General features: G+C 31.1%; 19 protein-coding genes. 12 read left to right on the top strand and 7 right to left on the bottom strand.

Annotated features, from left to right (window positions below):
• The first annotated feature begins 167 nt into the window (after positions 1–167).
• Positions 168–1,880, top strand: coding sequence for a methyl-accepting chemotaxis protein (locus ACJDT4_RS20365; protein ID WP_406789434.1), 1,713 nt, complete (start codon positions 168–170; stop codon positions 1,878–1,880).
• 81 nt (positions 1,881–1,961) lie between these two features.
• Here ACJDT4_RS20365 and ACJDT4_RS20360 read toward each other — a convergent pair whose 3' ends face one another.
• The gene (locus ACJDT4_RS20360; protein ID WP_406789433.1) at positions 1,962–4,349 is read right to left on the bottom strand and encodes a glycoside hydrolase family 31 protein; all 2,388 of its coding nucleotides are present in this window, start codon (positions 4,347–4,349) and stop codon (positions 1,962–1,964) included.
• A gap of 311 nt (positions 4,350–4,660) precedes the next feature.
• Here ACJDT4_RS20360 and ACJDT4_RS20355 point away from each other — a divergent pair, with 311 nt between their 5' ends.
• The 6 genes from ACJDT4_RS20355 (at position 4,661) to ACJDT4_RS20330 (ending at position 10,207) form a co-directional block, all read left to right on the top strand.
• Complete coding sequence (locus ACJDT4_RS20355; protein WP_406789432.1) at positions 4,661–5,686, top strand: LacI family DNA-binding transcriptional regulator; 1,026 nt, start codon at positions 4,661–4,663, stop codon at positions 5,684–5,686.
• A 103-nt stretch (positions 5,687–5,789) separates the two neighbouring features.
• Entirely contained in the window at positions 5,790–7,061 is a 1,272-nt protein-coding gene (locus ACJDT4_RS20350) for a hypothetical protein (protein WP_406789431.1), read from the top strand.
• Positions 7,058–7,948 (top strand): SPL family radical SAM protein, encoded by an 891-nt coding sequence (locus ACJDT4_RS20345; protein ID WP_406789452.1) that lies wholly within the window; start codon positions 7,058–7,060, stop codon positions 7,946–7,948. The genes ACJDT4_RS20350 and ACJDT4_RS20345 overlap by 4 nt, the downstream gene beginning before the upstream one ends.
• Positions 7,949–8,308: 360 nt before the next feature.
• Positions 8,309–8,689, top strand: coding sequence for a MerR family transcriptional regulator (locus ACJDT4_RS20340; RefSeq protein ID WP_406789430.1), 381 nt, complete (start codon positions 8,309–8,311; stop codon positions 8,687–8,689).
• The gene (locus tag ACJDT4_RS20335) at positions 8,673–9,452 is read left to right on the top strand and encodes a carboxymuconolactone decarboxylase family protein (RefSeq protein WP_406789429.1); all 780 of its coding nucleotides are present in this window, start codon (positions 8,673–8,675) and stop codon (positions 9,450–9,452) included. Before ACJDT4_RS20340 ends, ACJDT4_RS20335 begins: the two co-directional genes overlap by 17 nt.
• Positions 9,453–9,544: 92 nt before the next feature.
• Positions 9,545–10,207 (top strand): RDD family protein, encoded by a 663-nt coding sequence (locus ACJDT4_RS20330; protein ID WP_406789428.1) that lies wholly within the window; start codon positions 9,545–9,547, stop codon positions 10,205–10,207.
• Between the two features lie 105 nt (positions 10,208–10,312).
• Here the strand turns inward: ACJDT4_RS20330 and queC are convergent, their stop codons facing one another.
• Genes queC through queD form a run of 4 tightly spaced genes read right to left on the bottom strand, consistent with a single transcriptional unit; the run spans position 10,313 to position 12,707 of the window.
• Complete coding sequence (gene queC / locus ACJDT4_RS20325) at positions 10,313–11,002, bottom strand: 7-cyano-7-deazaguanine synthase QueC (RefSeq protein WP_406789427.1); 690 nt, start codon at positions 11,000–11,002, stop codon at positions 10,313–10,315.
• A gap of 22 nt (positions 11,003–11,024) precedes the next feature.
• Entirely contained in the window at positions 11,025–11,612 is a 588-nt protein-coding gene (folE, locus tag ACJDT4_RS20320; RefSeq protein ID WP_406789426.1) for a GTP cyclohydrolase I FolE, read from the bottom strand.
• A gap of 3 nt (positions 11,613–11,615) precedes the next feature.
• Positions 11,616–12,281: a putative 7-carboxy-7-deazaguanine synthase QueE gene (gene queE / locus ACJDT4_RS20315; RefSeq protein ID WP_406789425.1), complete on the bottom strand. Its 666-nt coding sequence runs from the start codon at positions 12,279–12,281 to the stop codon at positions 11,616–11,618.
• Between the two features lie 3 nt (positions 12,282–12,284).
• Positions 12,285–12,707 carry a 6-carboxytetrahydropterin synthase QueD gene (queD, locus tag ACJDT4_RS20310; RefSeq protein ID WP_406789424.1) on the bottom strand — a complete coding sequence of 141 codons (423 nt, stop codon included), beginning with the start codon at positions 12,705–12,707 and terminating at the stop codon, positions 12,285–12,287.
• A gap of 597 nt (positions 12,708–13,304) precedes the next feature.
• Between queD and ACJDT4_RS20305 the strand changes: the two genes are divergently transcribed.
• Entirely contained in the window at positions 13,305–14,255 is a 951-nt protein-coding gene (locus ACJDT4_RS20305) for an MraY family glycosyltransferase (RefSeq protein ID WP_406789423.1), read from the top strand.
• A gap of 67 nt (positions 14,256–14,322) precedes the next feature.
• On the top strand, positions 14,323–15,246 hold the full coding sequence (locus ACJDT4_RS20300) for a ribonuclease Z (protein ID WP_406789422.1): 924 nt from the start codon (positions 14,323–14,325) through the stop codon (positions 15,244–15,246).
• Positions 15,247–15,298: 52 nt separating this feature from the next.
• On the opposite strand, the gene ACJDT4_RS20295 is transcribed toward ACJDT4_RS20300, so the two are convergent.
• A complete protein-coding gene (locus tag ACJDT4_RS20295; protein WP_406789421.1) occupies positions 15,299–15,544 on the bottom strand; it encodes an AbrB/MazE/SpoVT family DNA-binding domain-containing protein in 246 nt (81 codons plus the stop codon).
• A gap of 346 nt (positions 15,545–15,890) precedes the next feature.
• Here ACJDT4_RS20295 and ACJDT4_RS20290 point away from each other — a divergent pair, with 346 nt between their 5' ends.
• Both ACJDT4_RS20290 and ACJDT4_RS20285 read left to right on the top strand, forming a co-directional pair.
• Positions 15,891–16,442 carry a ferritin family protein gene (locus ACJDT4_RS20290; RefSeq protein WP_406789420.1) on the top strand — a complete coding sequence of 184 codons (552 nt, stop codon included), beginning with the start codon at positions 15,891–15,893 and terminating at the stop codon, positions 16,440–16,442.
• Positions 16,443–16,705: 263 nt separating this feature from the next.
• Positions 16,706–18,658 carry an N-acetylmuramoyl-L-alanine amidase gene (locus tag ACJDT4_RS20285; protein ID WP_406789419.1) on the top strand — a complete coding sequence of 651 codons (1,953 nt, stop codon included), beginning with the start codon at positions 16,706–16,708 and terminating at the stop codon, positions 18,656–18,658.
• A 346-nt stretch (positions 18,659–19,004) separates the two neighbouring features.
• Here the strand turns inward: ACJDT4_RS20285 and ACJDT4_RS20280 are convergent, their stop codons facing one another.
• Positions 19,005–19,517 carry a CDP-alcohol phosphatidyltransferase family protein gene (locus tag ACJDT4_RS20280; RefSeq protein ID WP_406789418.1) on the bottom strand — a complete coding sequence of 171 codons (513 nt, stop codon included), beginning with the start codon at positions 19,515–19,517 and terminating at the stop codon, positions 19,005–19,007.
• Between the two features lie 416 nt (positions 19,518–19,933).
• On the opposite strand from ACJDT4_RS20280, the gene ACJDT4_RS20275 reads away from it, so the two are divergent.
• A complete protein-coding gene (locus ACJDT4_RS20275; protein WP_406789417.1) occupies positions 19,934–21,307 on the top strand; it encodes an NAD(P)/FAD-dependent oxidoreductase in 1,374 nt (457 codons plus the stop codon).
• Positions 21,308–21,466 lie beyond the last annotated feature (159 nt).

Raw genomic sequence — 21,466 nt, 5'->3', positions numbered from 1 at the left:
TGCTGCAGAATGACTAAATGAATTCACAGCACCTATAATTGCACATATTATGTATCCATATAATTACAAAAAGTGTATATAACAATTAATTTGTAATATAGTCCAAAACTGTAATTTGGACTTTAAATTTATCCATATATTTAGTGTGCGGATAGGGGGATATTAATGTGTTATGTATTAAAAATATAAAAGTTAAAACAAAATTATTTATGTCATTTGTCGTAATCGTTTTGCTTATAGCGATAGTTGGTATCGTAGGCATAGGAGCATTAAGAATTGTGGCAGGAAACTCACGAAAGATGTATGATAATAATTTGCAAAATGTGTATATATTGAGTGCTGTAGAAAAAAATCTTACTGCAATTAAAGCAGACGTTTCAAATATTGTTTATGATAAAGATGTTAAAAAGTCAGATATGATGAATGATATATCAGATAATGAGGAACGAAACAGTAAGCTTATAAGCGGTTATGCAAGATTAATAGATTCACCTGAAAAATTAAGAATATGGAATATATTAAAAATACAGATGAATCAATTTAAAGAAGCTCAAAATGATGTAGTAAGTCTTGTAGATAAGAGTAATTATTTTGATGCTGATATTGAATTCTCGCAAAAAGTAGCACCACTAATGGATATAATGTTTGGAAACTTTGATAAGATAATAAGTTTAAGTTTAGATAATGCAAAGCAAAGTAATTATGAAAACAATAAAGTATATAGTTATACTAATATTGCTATGATGGCATTACTTGTAATTGGAATAGCTAGCGCAATAGGATTATGGTTTGCCTTATCTAAGGATATTAATGTGCCACTGGCTAAAATGGTAGAAATGGCAGAAGATATGGGCAACTTAGATTTCTCAAAGGAATATTTAGTAGAGAAGAAAAATGAATTTGGAACAGCAACTGAAGCTATAATAAAGGCACAGTATAATGTAAAACAACTTCTAATTATGATAATGGAACATTCAAAGAGTATAAGTGAATCCAGCGAGGAACTTGGAGCTACAGTAGAAGAGATGTCTGCAAAGGCTGAGAGTATAAACGAGGCTGTAAAGCAAATATCCTCCGGGTTAGAGGAGACAAGAATGTCTTCCGAGGAAATAGCAACATCTATTGTAGGAGTAAACTCAAGTATAAATGAAATGTCAAGTAAAGCTGTAAATGGAAGCAGTAAATCCATAGAATCTAAAGAGAGAGCATCAAGAGTTCAAAAAAATGGTAAGGAAGTTATTAAAAATTCTCAAAGTATATATGAAGAAAAGCAAAACAGAATTTTAAAAGTAATTGAACTAAGCAAAGCTGCATATGATATAAAAAATGTGGCAGATACTATTGCTACCATTGCAAAGCAAACCAATCTTTTAGCACTAAATGCTTCTATTGAAGCTGCTAGGGCAGGTGAACATGGTAAGGGATTTGCTGTAGTTGCTGACGAAGTAAGAATGCTTTCGGAGCAATCGGCTGAGCAGGCAACAAACATTCAAAATATGATTTTAAGAGTGCAGGACGCCTTTAAGGAAGGAATTGATACTAATAAAGATGTATTAAAGTTTTTAAGTGAAAATGTTTCTTCACAATTTAAAAACTTTGGAGATATGGGAGACGAGTATTATAAGGATGCGGATTTCATGAACAAAATTACAGAAGAAATGGCTGCTATGTCTGAAAAAATTGCAGCAGCAGTTGGACAGGTAAACGAGGCTGCCCAAACTATGGCAAGCCTTGCGAGAGATTCTTTCGAAAACACAGAAACAATAAAGGAATCTATAGATGAGACAAGTGAAGCAATACATAAAGTGTCCCAAACAGCAGTAAATCAAACTGAGTTAGCTGAAAAGTTAAGTCAGATGGTAGGAAAATTTAAATTATAATATCTTTATTATCGATAATAAAGCCACACTAGAAATTAGTGTGGCTTTATCTATAGTATTTATTTAATAAGGGGTTGAGGTTTACTTTATTATAACTTCAGACACATTTTTAACATTAAAGCTTATGGTGTCGTCCGAAAGAGTAAACTTAATTGGTTTGCTATTTGCTAAAATACTTGATGGTTTTAAGTCGGTAAAAAGATTGAAATCAAAGCCTTTGTAATGATTTTTATAGTCATTTTTTGTTTGATCAATCTTAAGTTTAATAGAGTCTGCCGCTTTGGAAACTTCAATGTTGTATAAATTATAAGCACCATTTTTATAATCAAAGCTTTCTCCATCATCTTGGTAATGGACATAGTTTATACTTTTATCATTTTTAGAAAGATAAATATTAAGGGTGAGTTCATCAATAATTTTTTCACCTATATAATTTTGTACAGGGTAGTTAGGAAGCATACTTCCAGCTTTTATATATACAGGACACAAATCTAGTGGCGCCTTTTTAATTATAAATTGACCGCCTGAAAAATACTCTTTTGTCCAGTAATCAATCCAGTCATTTCCTTCAGGCAAGTAAACCATTCTACTTGTTTTACCCTGCTCAACAATTGGAGCGACCAGTATGCTGTCACCACATAAAAACTCATCATTTACTTCATAAGTATTTAAATCTTTTTCATAATGGACTAATAAAGGTCTTATTATTGGAAGACCGTCACTTTGTTCCTTCCAGAAAAGATCATAGAAATAAGGAATTAATTTATATCTAAGTTTAATATACTTTCTGCAAATATCCTCTGTTTTTTTATCAAAGGCCCACGGTTCTTGGTCTCTTGTAAATATTGAAGAGTGATTTCTAAATAAAGGGGTAAAAGTACCAACCTGTATCCATCTTGATAAAAGTTCAGGGGTACAGTCAAAGCCAAAACCTCCAACGTCTGTTCCACAAAAAGCAAAGCCGCTTAATCCTAAATTCATAAGCATTGGTAAAGACATGCGAAGATGTTCCCATAAGCTTTGGTTATCGCCAGTCCATACGGTAGAATATTTTTGTGTACCAGCATAGCAAGCTCTTGTTACTACAAATGGTCTTTTATTTGTATGCTTTTTAAGACCTTCATAGGTTGCTTTTGACATATAATGTCCATAAACATTATGAGCTTCTTTATGAGAAATCTTGTTTCCGTCATTATCAAACATAACATCATCTGGAAGAGGGCCCTTAAAGCTTGCAGGTTCATTCATATCATTCCATATACCAGATACTCCGTAGTCTGCGATTATTTTTTGATTATCTCCCCACCAGCTTCTAACTTTGCTATTCGTAAAATCAGGATAAAGTGATGCTCCAGGCCATACTTCATTTATATAAGGTACACCATCTTTATCTGTGGCAAAATAATTATTTTCTATACCTTCATCATATATTTTATAGCCCTTGTCCTTTTTTACACCGGGATCAATGATAGTAACAACTTTAAAGCCATTTTCTTTTAATTGAGCTAAAGTGTTTTTAGGATTATTAAATTTATCCCTATCCCAAGTAAAAACTCTATAGCCATCCATATAATCAATATCTAAGTATAAAGTATCACAAGGTATATCCCTTTCCCTAAAGTTTTTTGCCACCTCCATAAGCCTTTCTTCAGGTGTATATGACCATCTGCACTGCTGATATCCAAGTGTCCAAAGCTGAGGAAGTGGAGTTCTACCAGTTAAATATGTATAATTCTTAATTACTTCTTTTACTGAAGGTCCATAAATAAAATAGTAGTCTAAATTACCATCTACAGCTCCAAAAGAATAGTAGTTACTGTTTTCTTTTCCCATATCAAAGTGTGATTCAAAGGTATTATCTAGGAATACTCCAAAGGCTTTGCTATCTTTTAAAGTTATAAAAAATGGAATTGACTTGTAAAGCATTTCGAAGCTTTCAACATGAGGAGCGGCGCTATCTGTATTCCACATTTTATAGTGATAGCCTTTTTTGTTTAAGTGGCCTGTTTTTTCACCAAAACCATAAAAGAAAGTATTGTCATCTAATTTTTTTAATACATTAAATTTATATTCTCCAAGCTCCGAGTTAAATTTATGACCCTCTTTAAGTGCTAATTCAAGTGATTTTGGAGTTACACCTCTTTTTACAAAAGGAGCCCTTTCACCTCTATAGTCTTCACAAAGAATATTTCCGTCAATATCATAAATATCTACTTTAAAATTATCAAATACATTTAACTTTAATTTTTCAGTACAAATAGTAAGCTTAAAATCATCCTTTTTTACTTCAAATTTTGTTTCTTGTAATTTTATATCCTCTATAGCCGTAGAAGAGTGATTGGCTTGTTTAAGTGGAGCAAAAAAATTAATAATTGAAGCTGATATAATTTCTATAAACGCCGTGTTATGTTCAAATGTTATTTCTAATTTATTTTCTTTTAAATTATAATTTTGAATTTTACCAAACATATTGAACCCTCCTTCTTAGGTTTATTAATAGTAGTTATGTATAACTTATTAGTAATCCTTTACAAAAGAATACCAATACAAGACAAACGTTTGCATACAAATTAATTATATTAGAATTATTATTTTATGTCAAATTGATTATAGTAAATTTTGTATAAAAACTATGCTAAGTGCATAAAAAACTTCTTTACATAAAATAATAGTTGATTTTAACTATATTAAAAGTGATAATATTATTATATAAGATACTTATATATGAAATCGGTTGTATCAAACATATTTTTAAATTAATAAGCAAGGTGTGAAAAGCTATGAGTGTTACTATAAAAGATGTTGCTAGAGAGGCAAATGTTTCTCCATCAACAGTATCTAGAGTTATAAGTAATAGCCCTAGAATAAGCGATGAAACAAAAGAAAAGGTAAATCGCATAATAAAAAAGTTGAATTATCATCCAAATGTTATAGCAAGGAGTTTGGCGAATAATACGACTAATGTAATAGGAATTATTTTAACCAGTGAAATAGATGACTTGACTAAAAATCCATTCTTTATTCAAGTTATGACTGGAATAAGTACTTATGCAAAAGAAAAAGGATACTATATAATGTACACTTTTTGTACTACTTATGAGGAAGAGTTAAAATGTGCGAAAAATTACGTAAACGGTAACTTAGTAGATGGCATAATACTTAGTGCTGTAGTGGATAATGATAAGTGTATACAATATTTAAAAGACATACAATTTCCTTTTGTTGTTATTGGAAGACCAGAAAACACAAATAATATTCTATGGGTAGATAACGACAACTTTAAAGCGATGTATAATGTGGTAAGTAAATTTTTACTTAGAGGATATAAGAATGTAGCTTTTATTGGACCTAAAATTGAAATGAGTGTTGCAAAGGACAGATTAAGTGGATATATTCAAGCTCATAAAATAAACGGAGTGGAGATAAATAAGAATTTTATCAAGGAAGTACCTGCGTTTAAAGAGGAATATGGCTATGAATCCATGAAAGAAATAATTAAAAGTGAGATTCCAGAAGCAGTGGTTGCCGCTGATGATCTTTTGGCATTTGGTGCTATAAGATATCTTCATGAAAATAAAATGGAAAATACATCAGTAGTAGGCTTTAATAATACTCCGCAAGCAGAATACTATAGGCCTTCTCTCACTTCTGTGGATATCAATGTAAAAAAGGTTGGATATTACGCGTCTAAATTATTGGTAGATAGGTTAAAGAATAATGTGAAGGAAAATCATTATATAGTAGAAACTAATTTAGTAGAAAGAGAGACAACTAATTTTGGAAAAAACTATACCCAGCTTAAATGAGTTTTAAATCTTACCTTAAATGTAGTACATTAGTAAGAATACTGTAAATAATATGGTATAATATGTTCAATAAACAAATACCATGTTAAGGAAGTATGATAATATGAATATAGTTGAGAAAAACGATAGAAAAGAAATCATATTAAAACTTAATGATAAACTTAGTGAGAGTAAATTCCCTCACTATTGGTATGGATTTAAAAGCTTTCCTATGGCACTATATAATTTTGATGAGGTGTATTTAGTTAATTATAAGGAACTACCAGAGGGATACTATGTTGATGGTAAAGTTGCTATTGGAAAATGCACTGAAAAATTTGCTGGAAATACTATTATTAATCTAGGCGGTCAGTGTATTGTCATATGCAATATTGATAGCTTGGATGAAATAATAGATTTGGATAAGCTGTATTCTAAGATGGTTCATGAGATGTTCCATGGTTATCAACTTGAAAATGGTGATAAACGCTTTCCTAATGAGGAATTATATTTTACCTATAAGTTTACAGGAGAATTTTTAGCATTAAGAATAAAAGAAAGAGAATACTTACTTAAAGCTGTATTTGAAGAAGATGAAAATATAAGAAAAGAGCTAATAAGTGATTTCATTAACACAAGGGAATACAGGTGTAAACTTGTGGGAGCAGGTATAAATTATGAATACAGCATAGAATCGATAGAAGGAACAGCAACCTATGTTGAATATAAAGCACTTCAAAAAGAAACAAGCCTTCCTAAAAAGTATATAATAGCCAAGTATGGTGAAAAACTTATACAAAGTAATGAATTAAAAGATTTCAGATTTTCATGTTATTTTTCTGGTATGTTTATAGCATTAATAATGGATTCACTTAGTGAATGTTGGCAAGAAGAATATAGTAATTCTGAAGTATATTTATATAATTATTTAAAAGAGCAAATAGAATGGACACCAAAGGAGATTGTTCCACAAATTAATGCATATACAAGCTACATTCTCAGAAATTATGAAGATTCATGCAAGAAAGAGCTGATTAGTTTTTATATAAATGATGGTTATAACATAATTTTACAAGGTAAATTCTCTATAACGGAGTTTGATCCTATAAATACTGTTAGCTTAGATGGTAAACTTCTTCATAAAAGTTCCATTAAATTAAACAATAAGTATATTATAAAGGAGAAAACTTTAACTACTTATGAAAATAATAATGTACTTAGTGCATCAAGTGTTGAGTTTTTTATTAAAGACGAACCACTTATAACTGAAGGTGGAATATACATTGAAGATATTGGCGAGCTAAAAGGAAAAGTTATCAGAACGAGTAAGGGATATATTGTAGTATTTAAGCAGCCTTTTGTTGATATTAGAGTGAAGGGTAGTGACTTAAAATAATAAAGGAATTATGTGCAAAATCGATTTTAGGAACCTTAAAAAGACCATCTGATTGGTTTGGAGTTAAATACATTTTTAACATCTACAGAGGCTGCGAGCACCAATGTATATATTGTGATTCGAGAAGTGAATGCTATGGAATTGAAAGTTTTAATGATCTTGTTGTAAAGACTAATTCTATAGAACTTTTAAGTAAGGCATTAGCTTCAAAGAGAAAGAAGGGTATGCTTGGAACGGGGTCTATGGGAGATCCTTATACAATATCTGAAAAGAAATTTGGTCTTACAAGAAAGGCGCTTGAATTAATTGCAGATTTTAACTATCCAGTACATGTTACAACTAAAAGCAATCTTATTTTAAGGGATATAGACATACTTGAAGAGATAAATAAAATATATACCTCAGTTTCTATGACAATTACTACCACAAATGAGGAACTTGCTAGGAAGGTTGAACCTTATGCACCTTTTCCAATGGATAGGCTGAAGGCACTTGGTGTACTTTCAGAAATTGGAATTTGTACAAGTATAACTATGATGCCAATACTTCCTTTCATTGAGGATAACGAAGAAAATATAAATGATATAGTAAATAAGGCGAGTTTTTACGGTGTTAAGCATATAGTTCCATGGCTTGGTATGTCACTTAGAGATAGACAAAGAGCATATTATTACAGCAAATTAGATGAACTATTTCCTGGGATTAAACAAAAGTATGAGAAAAGATTTAAAAACATGTATAGATGCTCAGCAAGTAACTCGAAAAAACTTTGGAGCATTTTAAGTGAGGCATGTGATAAACACAATATTTCATTAAAGATGCCAACCTATGAAGAAAAAATTACATCTACTCAGCTTAGTCTGTTTGACGGACAACCTAGAACTTAAAAATAGTAAATTAAAATTTGAAAAGCAGAGTGCAAAGGACAATGATTTTTCTCCGTAAAAATGGTTAATCAATAGAAATTAAGTACAATATATGGTGTGAAAATTTAATTAATTACAAAAATCCCACCTAAAATTCCGTAGTTACAGAGGAATTTTTTTGTACTACCGTGGGAGCGAAGTAACAATGCTGAAGGAACAGTTTAAAAAATTTCTAATAAGTCTTAGGATTTTATGATTTCTTTGACTTAGATTTATAGGATTTTTTTAACGCCACAAAGCATTGTTACTTCGCATTTTTTTTACTTGACTTAAAGTGCACTTTAAGTGATATTCTATTTTTAAGCAGGGAGGGGGATTATAATGGAGCTTGATATAAGTGAAGTTTCAAAGGTAACTAAACTAAAACCACATACTCTTAGATATTATGAAAGCATTGGGCTAATTAAAGATATAAAAAGAAATTCTTCTGGAAAAAGAATTTACACTGAGAATGATTTAAAATGGCTTGAGGTTATAAATAGACTTAGAACTACAGGAATGAATATAAGTAAAATGCAGGAATATGCAAGATTAAGGCATATGGGTGATTCCACGGTTTCTCAAAGAAAAAAGATTATGCAGGAACATCTAGAAGTGATAGAAAAGGAAATTAAAAGGCTTTCAGCTGCTAGAGATTATGTGTCTAGAAAAGTTGAAATTTATAGTGAGATGGAGGATAAACTTTATGGAAATGGAAAGTAGACTTGAAAGAGGATATAGAAAGATGATTGAAATCGATGGAGAGGCAGGAAAAAAAGTAGAAAATGGTTTAAATGATATATCACCGGAGCTTGTCAAATATATGATTGCATATAGTTTTGGTGATATATACTCAAGAGAAGCACTGGAATTAAAAGCAAAGGAAATTTGCGTTGTTGCAGCTTTAACTGCGATGGGAAATGCTAGGCCTCAACTTAAAGTTCATATAAATGGAGCTTTAAATGTAGGCTGTACAATTAGTGATATTAAAGAAATAATAATGCAGATGTCTGCTTATTCAGGATTCCCGGCATCAATAAATGCCATGAATGCGCTGCTGGAAGTATTAGGTGAACGTAAGGAAAGGGGCATAAAAGATCCAGAAGGAAGTGAGCCAGTAAGAGAGGTTTTGCCTAATGAAAGATACGAAGTAGGGGCAGAGCAGCTAGCTATGTTTGATAGTAATCAGCTAAAAAACTTAGAAAAGGCCTATAATGATTTTGCACCAGACCTTATTAAATTCATAGTAAATGGACAGGCAGATTTTTATGCAAGAGATAACTTTGGAGTAAAATATAGAGAAATGGCTACTGTAGCAGCATTAACAGCAATTGGAACAGCGGAGCCTCAATTAAAGTTCCATATGAATGCAGCACTAAATGTAGGAGTAGCAGTTGAAGAAATTAAGGAGATAATCCTTTTAATGACAATTTACTCTGGATTTCCATCAGCTATAAATGCTATGAATATTTTAAAGGAAGTTTGAAGATTTGTTTTACTTTGCATAAAATTTGTTGTATATTGAATTTATATCCATAAAGTTATTGGGATATAAGAGCATTATTAGGGGGAATTAAAATGTATTGTAAAACTTGCGGAATGGAAAATCTAGATGAAGCTAAGGTTTGCCAAAAATGTGGGGCCAGTTTAAACCAAGCAAATGACCATAAAAATCAGTCAAATAAAATAGAATATTCAGGCATTTTTAGTAGAGCGATTGCTTATATAATTGACTTGATGATTTTAGGAATAGCCTTTTATATAGTTTCTCTAAATGTAGGCAGAGGTTCAACGTATAGTATATGCATACTTGTAATATCTTTAATATATTTTTCAGTTATGGAAGGTTCGAGGCTTCAAGGTTCTTTTGGAAAACTTATAGTAAAAATAAAGGTTACAGATAAAAGTGGAAATAGATTGCCTATTTGGAAATCAGGAATTAGATATATAGGCTTGAGATTTTTCTTCATAGCACAAACTATAGCTAAAGTGCAGCAGGGAACACCTCCAGCAGTAGATTTTAATAATGTAAATCAGGTTATGAAGGCTTTTTTAACTTTACCACAAATTTTGGGATTTATAGGGGCCATATATAGTATTGCCATAGCTTTATCAATGCTCTATTCAAAAGAGGGACAAGGATTACATGATAGACTGGTTAAGAGCTATGTTGTAAATAGAAACATACACGAAATAATATATAGTAAAGAACTGCGAAGTAATAATGCTTTGTCGCATTAAAAAAATTCTATAAATCTAAGGTAGAAAAATCGCAAAATCCTAAGATATTTCAATAACTTGCGTTGCTCAAACAGATTAAAATATCTAAGTATTTTGCGATTTTTTTTAACAAGATTTATTAGGGTTTTTTAGATATTTCTTTTTGAATTCTAAATATCCATGTTTTCTTAATTTGCAAGCAGGACAGTTTCCACAGCCATTTCCTTTTATACCGTTATAGCAGGTTAAGGTTTCATTTTTTACTATATCAAGTACATCTAAATCATCTGCCATTTTCCATGTTTCAGCTTTATCAATCCACATAAGTGGAGTTACTAGCACAAATTGATAGTTCATGGCTAAATTTAAGGTTACGTTTAAAGATTTTATAAATACATCTCTGCAATCTGGGTAGCCGCTAAAATCGCTTTGAGAAACTCCAGTGATTATAGTGTTTATGTCTCTTTGCTTTGCAAAAATTGCAGCGAAGGTTAAGAATAATAGATTTCTGCCATCAACAAAGGAATTTGGAGTTCCTTCCTTTGGGGCATTTTCATCTACCTTTATATCTGTACGTGTAAGTGAATTTGGAGCTAATTGATTTAAAAGGTTTAGGTCTAAAATATGATGCTCAACTCCATATTTTGAACAAATATCCTTTGCACATTCAAGTTCAAGCTTGTGTTTTTGATTGTAGTTAAAGGATACAGCAATTACTTCATTGTATCTTTTTTTTGCCCAAAACAGGCAAGTAGTACTGTCTTGTCCTCCACTAAGAACAACTACTGCTTTATCCTTATTAATTGTTAATTCCATCATTACATTTCCTTTCATACTTTTATTTGTATAGTGTCAATAATCTGTTTGCTAAAGAGTCATCTGTTTCAAATTTACCTTTAAAGGTTGTTGTAATTGTTTTTGTCCCGGGTTTTCTTATGCCTCTTGAGGTCATACATCCATGTTCTCCTTCTATTATAACGGCTATATCCTTTGAAGAAGTTACCTTTTCCATTACTTCTGCAATGTCTTTTCCTATTCTCTCTTGAAGCTGGAGTCTTCTAGAAACCATGTCAGCAATTCTTGCAATTTTGCTAAGGCCGATAAGCTTACCATTTGGAATATAGGCTACTGCAACCTTCATGTTATACATTAAAGTAAGATGATGTTCGCAGTGGCTAAAAATTTCTATGTCCTTAACAAATACTAGATCCTTCGAAGTCTTTGAAACATCGAGATCTTCGTCAAAGGTTTTATCAAACATTTCAGCAATATCATCATTTGAATATTCCATTCCTTTAAATACTTCTTCATACATTTTTGCTACACGCTCTGGCGTATCCTTAAGACCTTCGCGGTCAGGATTATCACCAAGTGCTTCTAAGATTCCTCTTATATGTTTTTGAATTGCTTTTTTATCAATTGCCATAATTTAAACACCTCTTTTGTTTGGAGACCATATAATTTTGTGAATTTGAAGTTGTAGATTTACTTTGTTCAATTTGTTTTCTTTCATAAAATCAACAATTGCTTTGGGATAAATTCTCCCTAAAACAGGGCTTAAATATATATTAGTTTTTTTGATAAGTTCATATTTATCTATTATTTCCTTTGCTTTTTTTAGATCATTTACTGAACTAACCACAAATTTAACTGTATCCTTTTTAGTAAGGTAATTAAAATTAGAGATACACATGTAGTCCTCCATGCCACTGTCTGGTAACTTGTAATCCATTGTAAAGCATGGTGGGTTTTTATCTAGTAAAAAGTCTTTTATGTTTACACTTCCGTTTGTCTCTATTTCTACTAATAGGTTGTTGTCGCTAGATAAGAGTTTTAACAAGCTAAGTATGTCGTTTTGAATAAGGGGCTCACCACCTGTTAAGGTTACATTAGTTATTCCAGTAGCCTTTATATAATTGTATATTTCATTTTCTGTCATTATGTCATACTTTACGTTGCGTTCATTTGCCCATTTTGTATCACAGTAATTGCAGCTTAGATTGCAACCAGCAAATCTTATAAATACAGACAATTGACCTGATCGTGATCCTTCACCATTTACACTTATAAATTTTTCAACTACTTTAAAGTTCATATATTAATCCTCCGTATAGGCAGCGCTGTTGTTAGGAGTTTCATAAACCGTTACCTTTTTTACTTTATATCCAAATTCCTTTATCTTACTAAAGAAAAATCTTGCAAAGTTTTCAGCTGTGGGTCTAAAATTTACAGATATAATTTTAAAACCATCTTCAGTTAGACATTTAAAAGTTAATTCTCTTAAACTATGCTTCTCTATTATAAGGGCATGATCATAAGTATCTAACATTTTTCTTAAATTTTCCTTGAGTGTGCCAAAATCATCAACCATACCATCAAGTTGTCCCATACTTACTAATGTGGGGGATTGAATTTCTACTTCTACCTTCCACCTATGACCATGAATATTACTGCATTTGCCATTGTAATCTTTAAGAAAATGTGCGCTATCAAAGCTGTGTTCTATTTTTAGTGTATACATAAATAAACCACCTTTACTCTACTCTTTATTTAATATTCATAAGCTATTTGCAGATATTTTATTAAACTTAGTTAAAGACTTCATAGGCTGCATAATAAAAAAGAGCCCATACGGCTCTGTAAACAAAAAACCACCTTGCAAGGTAGTTAAATAAGCCCTGGTTTTTTTTATAGACAGGATGGATTGCGAACTGTCTTATATAATTTATATTTCAAGTTGTATTGTAAGCTTAATTATAGGATCAGTCAAGGGCTGAAGATGAACAAAATCAGAGTATATGAAAGGTATAGATGTATAAATATGGATATATATTTTAATTTAAGAAAAAATTTTTATGAAAATTGAAAAAATACTGATATAATGTATTTAAAGCTTAGCTAAATGATTGTTTCGCTAGAGCCTAGCTTGTATGCATTTGAAAATTTTATGTTAAAGAAACTGGAGGCAATGTATAAATTAAAAATTTAATCGGTAAACATATAAAGGAAAAACAATTTAAGGATTAATTTGTGAGTTGTAAAAGGCGCGAATAATTTTAAATTTTTCAAGACCAATAAATTAGTAGTTAAATAGGTTTTTTCGTAAGGAGAGGTAGACATGAGATATTTGTTTATACTTTTAGTAGGTTTTCTTATTGTATTTGTTGTTACACCTTACATGGAAAAGATAGCTTTTAAAATAAATTTTGTTGACCTACCAACAAAGAGAAAAAAACATGAGAGACCAATGCCACTCTTGGGTGGAGTTGGGATATTTATTGGATTTTTATTAGGATGTTTTATATTTATAAGACCATTTGATAAAAAGTTTTTTTCTATACTGGTATCAGCCATGCTTGTACTTTTAATAGGTTTAGTTGATGACTGGTATAAAACTAAAGGAAAAGAGTTTGGAATTTTACCAAGACTTGCAGTCCAAATAATTGCTGCAACTATAGTATACAAAGCTGGCGTTGTTTTTCAGGGATATAACAATCCATTTACCCATAGTTACATAGTACTTCCTGAATTTTTACAGTTTTCATTAAGCATAATATGGATTGTTGGAGTTACAACAGTTATAAATTGGTGTGATGGTATGGATGGGCTCGCTGGAAGCTTATCAGCTATTTCTGCAACTACCTTGTTTATTGTGGCATTAGTAAAGGGTCAGCCAGCTTCAGCTGAAATGTCAATACTTCTGGTTGGCGTTACCATAGGTTTTTTACGATATAATAAGCCTCCAGCTCAAATTTTTATGGGTGATTCTGGTGCAAATTTTCTTGGCTTTATGCTTGGAATAATAGCTTTAGATGGTGCTTTTAAGCAAACCACAATTATATCTATTTTAATTCCAATTTTAGCACTTGGGGTTCCTATATTTGACAATATATTTGTTATAATAAAAAGGTTTTTGAATGGTAAACCTATTTATAAGGCAGATAGGAGTCAAATACATTATAGACTTGCATCAAAAGGTATGAATGAAATACAGGTTGTGAGTTTTATATGTCTCATAAGCATGTGCTTATGCTTACTTTCTATAATACTACTGCTGCTTAAATTATAGAGATATTATATGAAGTTGGAGAATATCTATATAATTACATAGAATAATTGGAAAGGAAGTTGTTCCATTGATTGACGTATGTCTTTTAGGGTGCGGTGGAAGTCTGCCTACGCCTTATAGAAGTTTGACTTCTCTTTTGGTTTCGTATAACGGAAGAAAGATTTTAATAGATTGTGGAGAAGGAACACAAGTATCCATGAAGATGCTGGGATGGGGATTTAAAGATATAGATGTTATATGTTTTACTCACTATCATGCTGATCATGTTATGGGATTTACAGGACTTTTACTTACTATAGCAAATTCTGGTAGAAGACGCCCAATTACTATAATAGGACCTAATGGGCTTGAAAAAGTTTTTAGAGGGCTTACGGTAGTAGCACCTGTACTACCCTTTGATGTAGACTTAATAGAATTAGATTGCAAGTATGATGATAATTTTGAAGATAAAATTTTTCGAATTGATGATATGACAATAAAAGCAATTCCAGTTGATCATAGTGTTGAATGTATTTCATATGTCATATGCGTAAATAGAAAAAGAAAATTTAATGTAGAAAAGGCAAAAGAAAATAATGTACCAATGAGATTGTGGAAGGTTCTTCAAAAGGGAAGTATTATTGAAGAAGAAGGTATTATATATAGGCCTGAAATGGTTCTTGGAGAAAAAAGAAAAGGAATTAAGATTGCATATTGCACAGATACAAGGCCGCTTGAAAGAATTGTGAACTTTGTATCGGAGGCAGATCTTTTTATTTGCGAAGGTATGTATGGTGAAGAGGAGAAAGTTGATAAAGCTATTTTAAATAAGCATATGATTTTTTCTGAAGCAGCAACTATGGCAAGGAGTGCGGATGTTAAGGAGCTGTGGCTTACACATTTTAGTCCTGCTCTTCTTAATCCTGAGGAGTACTTAGATAATGCAATTAATATCTATGAAAATACTTATTTAGGTACCGATAGAAAAGTTAAAACTATAAATTTTGAATAGAAGTACATTTTGCATATTATAATGAAGAGAGGTTGTCCCTCTCTTCACTTTTTTATTTTCCTGCCTTTAATTCTGCCATACAGTTTTTGCAAATGTTTTTTCCTTTGTAATTGATAACATCTCTAGCATCACTACAGAAAATACAAGCTGGTTGATATTTTTTTAATATAATCTTTTCACCATCTACGTATATTTCTAAGGAATCCTTTTCAGCTATTTCTAGAGTTCTTCTAAGCTCCATGGGAATTACTATCCTTCCAAGTTCATCTACTCTTCTAACTACGCCTGTTGATTTCATATACTACCTCCTATAAATAAACAAAATTCGACTTCTGTATTTAAATTATAACAATTCTAATATTATTAAGTCAACTCAATTTGTGATAAAAATTAAATAAAATTATAATATTTGAAAAAAGTACAGCTAATATAAGTTAATATTCATTTAAGGAATTTAAATGAATATTAATAAAAATATCCTAATATAGTATTTATAAGATTTAATATGGAAAAAAATAAATTTTTTTTAAAATACCTATTGCAAAGTGATAATTATTATTGTATAATAACAATTGTTAAGAGGAAATGAATAAAAATAAAAAAATAAAAATAAATTTGATTGAAAATAAAGGGAGGATTTTAAAATGAAAAAATTTAAATGTACAGTTTGTGGTTATATCTATACAGGAGATGCAGCACCAGAAAAGTGCCCTGTATGTGGTGCAGGAAAAGATAAATTTGTAGAAGTTAAGGAAGAAGCTGAAGGCTGGGCTGATGAACATAAAATTGGAGTAGCAAAAGGCGTTGATGAAAAAGTAGTAGAAGGATTAAGAGCTAACTTTACTGGAGAATGTACTGAAGTTGGTATGTACTTAGCTATGGCAAGACAGGCAGATAGAGAAGGATATCCAGAAGTTTCAGAAGCATATAAGAGAGCAGCTTTTGAAGAAGCTGAGCATGCATCAAAATTTGCAGAATTACTTGGTGAAGTACTTGAAGCAGATACAAAGAAAAATCTTGCTGCAAGAGTAGAGGCAGAAAAGGGAGCTTGCGAAGGAAAGAAAGAATTAGCAACTTTAGCAAAGAAACTTAACTATGATGCAATTCATGATACAGTACATGAAATGTGCAAAGATGAAGCTAGACATGGAGCAATGTTTAGGGGATTATTAAACAGATACTTTGGTGAAAAATAAGCCTTACCAATAATCTACTAAAAACGACCGTATCAAATTATTTTGATACGGTCGTTTTTTATAATAAAAAAATCCAGTAATTACAGTGTAATATTTTTGTAACAAAATTAATGATAATGTAAAATGTATAGTTTTAACTTGATATGTAAAATGATGAAACTTACAATTTAAACTAAGGGTTAAATTATATATACAATGCCTAGAAGATTAAATAAAATTTTACGTGCGTTAATACATAGTTTTAAATTACTGGAGATGATAAGGTGTTAATAAAAAAAGTGAATATGTTGGTATGCAAAATATCAATACCGTTTTTATTTGTATTAGTTCTTATAAGTTTTATGATAATTCCAACAAATTTTATAAAGGCAGCAAGTGAAAATCAATATAAGGGGATTGATGTGAGTAACTGGCAGGGAAGTATAGATGTTAGTAAAATAAAAAATGCTGGGTATAGTTTTGTAATTTCTAAGATTACGGAAGGAAGTACATATATAGATAAGTATGGAAAACAAGACATAGATAATACTAAAGAAAATGGGCTTATTGCTGGAGCATATCATTTTGCTAGGTTTCAAAATAAAGAAGAGGCAATTGAGGAGGCAAATTTCTTTAAACAGAATTGCCCATCAAATGTTGATTTTGTGGTATTGGATTTTGAGCAGCAGTGTGATGGTGATATGACTGATGCTTGTTTGGCGTTTTTAGATAGTGTATCTACCATAGCTCCTGCCGTCATTTATTGCAATCCAAGTCACATAAATGAACATTTAAACTCCAATATAACAAAGTATCCTTTATGGATAGCTAATTATGGAGTATCAACACCAAGTACACCTAAATGGGGTACATATGCTATATGGCAGTATTCAGAAAATGGACAAGTAGATGGTGTAGATGGAGCAGTTGACCTCGATATAACTGGACCAGCATTTGATACAATATTTAAGCATCAACCAGGCAATGATGATGGAAAGCTTGAATCAAAAATTGATTTGGAAATAAATGATGGACAAACATATTACAGTGGAAATATAGATGTTAAAGGTTGGACACTTAATTCTTCAGGTGCAGCTTCAGTAAAATTATTTGTTGATGGAGGGTATAAAACCACTGTTAATTGCAATTTACCAACACCGGATTTGGCAGGCAAATATCCTCAGTATCCTAATTCAGCAGATAGCGGGTATGAGTACAAGTTATCTTTAAGTAATGGACATCACAAGATAAGGGTAAGTTACGTGGATAATAAGGGCAATGAAGTTTCTAAGGAAGTAAATATCAATGTAGATGAAAATACTGATCCTAATGTTCCGATTAAAACTATAGATCCTAAAAGTAATGTAGATACAAACAAAATTTGGACAATAAAGTTTAATTCGAAGCTTGATGAAAAAACAGTAAATTCAAAAACTATACAAGTTTATGATAGTGAGGGTAATGCAGTTAATGTTGGTATAACATATAAAATTGATTCTAATGAAGTTGTAATTAGTCCGCCAAGCTCAGGCTATGAAAGCGGAAAAAACTATACTATAAAGATAACTAATGGAGTTAAAAATGTAGATGGTAAAGCATTATCTGCTGTAACTATTATGAATTTCACAATAAAAACTTTGTCTAACCCAAATCCTCAACCTGATCCATCTAAAGCTTCATATACAATAACAATTGATCCAGGACATGGAGGTTATGATTCTGGTTCAGTTGGACAAAACGGTACACTTGAAAAAAATATAACTTTAGATATAGGATTAAAAGCTGGAGAAATACTGAAGCAGCATAATATAAATGTAGTTTATACAAGAACTTCGGATCAAGTTTCATGGCCGTCTAGTGAGGGGGAAGATCTCCAAGCAAGGTGTGACATATCAAATAATGCTAATTCAAATGCTTTTGTATCAATACATATAAATAGTTTTGATAGTAACAATGCATACGGAACAGAAACATATTATTATCCAACAAGTTTAAAAGGACAAGCTTTAGCTAATTTTATTCAAACTCAATTGGTTAATGATTTAGGTACATATAATAGGGGTGTAAAGACGGGAAATTATTATGTTCTTAAAGACACACAGGCACCTGCCGTAATTACTGAAATTGCATTTATAAGCAATAGTAAAGAAGAAAAGGAGTTAAATGATTCTTCATTCCGAAATAAAGCCGCACAAGCTATAGCTGATGGAATTTTAAAATATTTAGGAATGGAATAGATGTCTTGTTTAATAAGAATAAATTGATTTAGTAAAAACAATCTATTTAAGTCACTTAAATGGATTGTTTTTTTATAGAAAACTTAAAAGCTTTTAGATTTTCTGCTGATGCTATTTGAAGCTGCTATATCAGTTGACAACATACAATTGGCAGAGGACAGTAGATTTACCTCTTGTTTTACTCAGGTAAGTCCTGGAATTTATATATTGTAGCTGTGCTAAGCTTAATGTGATTATGTAAGCATTAAGTTTAAGATTCTTGCAGCATTAGATAAGAAAATACTCTTTGTGCCTATAAGCATAATATTCATAAATCACGTGGGCTGCCATCCAAATTCCAATAGGTTTAGAGCTCTTTTTTTTTCATGAATATAAAAAAGTAGTTTACGTAGGCTGCTAGAGTGCTTAAGAGAGCGAAATATAGTAGAATTACTCCTAGTAGTTTGTTAAAAACAACAAAGAGTATGGATATATAAAATAAAAATGTGGATGCTTTGCCAAATATATTAGCAGGTATAACTACGTTGCGCTGGTACAGTATTATTCCTGTAAATATCATAGATAGTTCTTTTATTGCTAGCACTATTATTATAAAAATTGGTATGTAACCTTTTAGAGTAAAGCAAGATAATACAGTGATTAACATAAGTTTATCTGCTAGGGGATCAAGCACAGTTCCTAGCTTGGTTATCATATTAAAATTTCTTGCAATGTACCCATCAAGTATGTCTGTAAAGCCCGCAGAAAAAAAGACGACTACAGAAAGATATATGCTATTTTGAGAGCTGGAGAAGAATACAAATACAAAGTATGGAATTAAAATAAATCTAAAAATAGTAATAATATTGGCTACATTCATCATTTTCACCCCTTGCTGTTTTGCATGGCATTATCAGTTGCATAAATATATTATTTACATATTTTTGATAAAATATTAAAGGTAAGGTTAATTAACAATTGGTAAATAATGTTGACTCAATTATTCAGCTTTGATAATATTGTTAAAGGTAAATTAGTATATATACATTATTTAAAGGCTAAAATTTATTTTATAGCTACATGGCTATAATGGAAATTATATCAGTTGACAGACTTTGATTAACAAGGTACAGTTAAGGTTGGTCTTAAAGATAAAGCACCCTGAAGCTTGAAGATTATGTGCACGAAGACGCCGTTTCCTAAGTGTTTGGTACATGTGAATTTTTATGGTTGAAGTGGTTTATCCTGGGCTAGATATTTTAACTAGTATGTCTATATATTTTAGGAGGGCTTTTTATGAATTATGATGTTATTATTGTTGGTGCAGGAGCAAGCGGTATTTTTGCAGCATATGAGCTTGCAAAGATTGATCCTAATTTGAAAGTATTAATGATAGAAAAAGGACATAGCTTAGATAAAAGAAAATGTCCTATAGATGGAAAAAAAGTGAAGACGTGTATTCAGTGCCCTGTTTGTAATATAATGAATGGATACGGTGGAGCAGGAAGCTTATCTGATGGGAAATATAATATAACAAATAATTTTGGGGGAGAATTATATAAGTATTTAGGATACAGTGAAGCATTAGAATTAATGAATTACGTTGATGAAGTTTTGTGCAGCATGGGTGGAGAAGAAGCTAAACTTTATTCAACAAATAATTCTGATCTTAAGAGTAAGGCTCTGCAGCATGACTTGCATTTGCTTGATGCAAAAGTAAGGCACTTAGGAACAGATAGAAATGTAATAATAATGGGAAATATCTTCAATTACCTAAAGGAAAGAGTTGAAATACTTTTTAATACTGAAGTAAAAGATGTAATTAGCAAAGATGGTGAGTTTGAAGTAATAACAAATAAAAATTCATTTAAATCTAAAAAGCTTATATTGGCAACAGGACGTTCTGGATCAAAGTGGATTTCAGAAATATGTTCTGAGTTAGGAATAAAGACTGAGAGTAATAGAGTAGATATTGGAGTACGTGTAGAACTTCCAGCAGAGGTTTTTGAGCATATAACTGATAAAGTTTATGAAAGCAAGATAGTATATAAAACAAAAAAATATGGAGATATGGTTAGAACTTTTTGCATGAATCCGCATGGGGAAGTTGTAAATGAAAATACAAATGGTATAATAACTGTAAATGGTCATAGTTATTCCAATCCAGAACTTCATACTGGAAATACCAATTTTGCACTTCTTGTGTCAAATCACTTTACTGAGCCTTTTAAGAATAGTAATGAGTACGGAGAATCCATAGCTAGGCTTAGCAACATGCTTGGAGGAGGAGTTATCGTTCAGAGATTTGGTGATTTAGTTAATGGAAGAAGAACCAACGAGAGACGAATGGAAAAAAGTTTCACTATACCGACTTTAAAGGCAACACCTGGGGATTTAAGCCTTGTAATACCTAAAAGGCAGCTTGATGATATAATAGAAATGATTTATGCATTAAATAATATAGCACCTGGAACTGCTAATGAAGATACTTTACTTTATGGCGTCGAGGTTAAGTTTTATAATTCTAAAGTTGAGGTTGATAATAATCTTGAAACTAAAATTAAAGGATTATATATACTTGGAGATGGTTCTGGTGTTACACATTCATTATCTCAAGCATCTGCAAGTGGAGTTTATGTTGCGAGATTACTTGCGGAAGAGAATAACTAATATTTAAGAAATTTTTAAGATATATATTAAGTGAATATAAGAATTATGGTATATACTATTTTTGTAAAATTGTTTTGTTAAAGATAAATTGCCTAAAATTTCAAAATTTATTTGTGTAAAACTATGTAGTATTGCACAGATAAATTTTGTTTGACTTAA

It is taken from the genome of Clostridium neuense (assembly GCF_045310695.1).
GTDB classification, from domain to species: domain Bacteria; phylum Bacillota; class Clostridia; order Clostridiales; family Clostridiaceae; genus Clostridium_S; species Clostridium_S neuense.
This window is presented reverse-complemented; position numbering and strand designations above follow the sequence as displayed.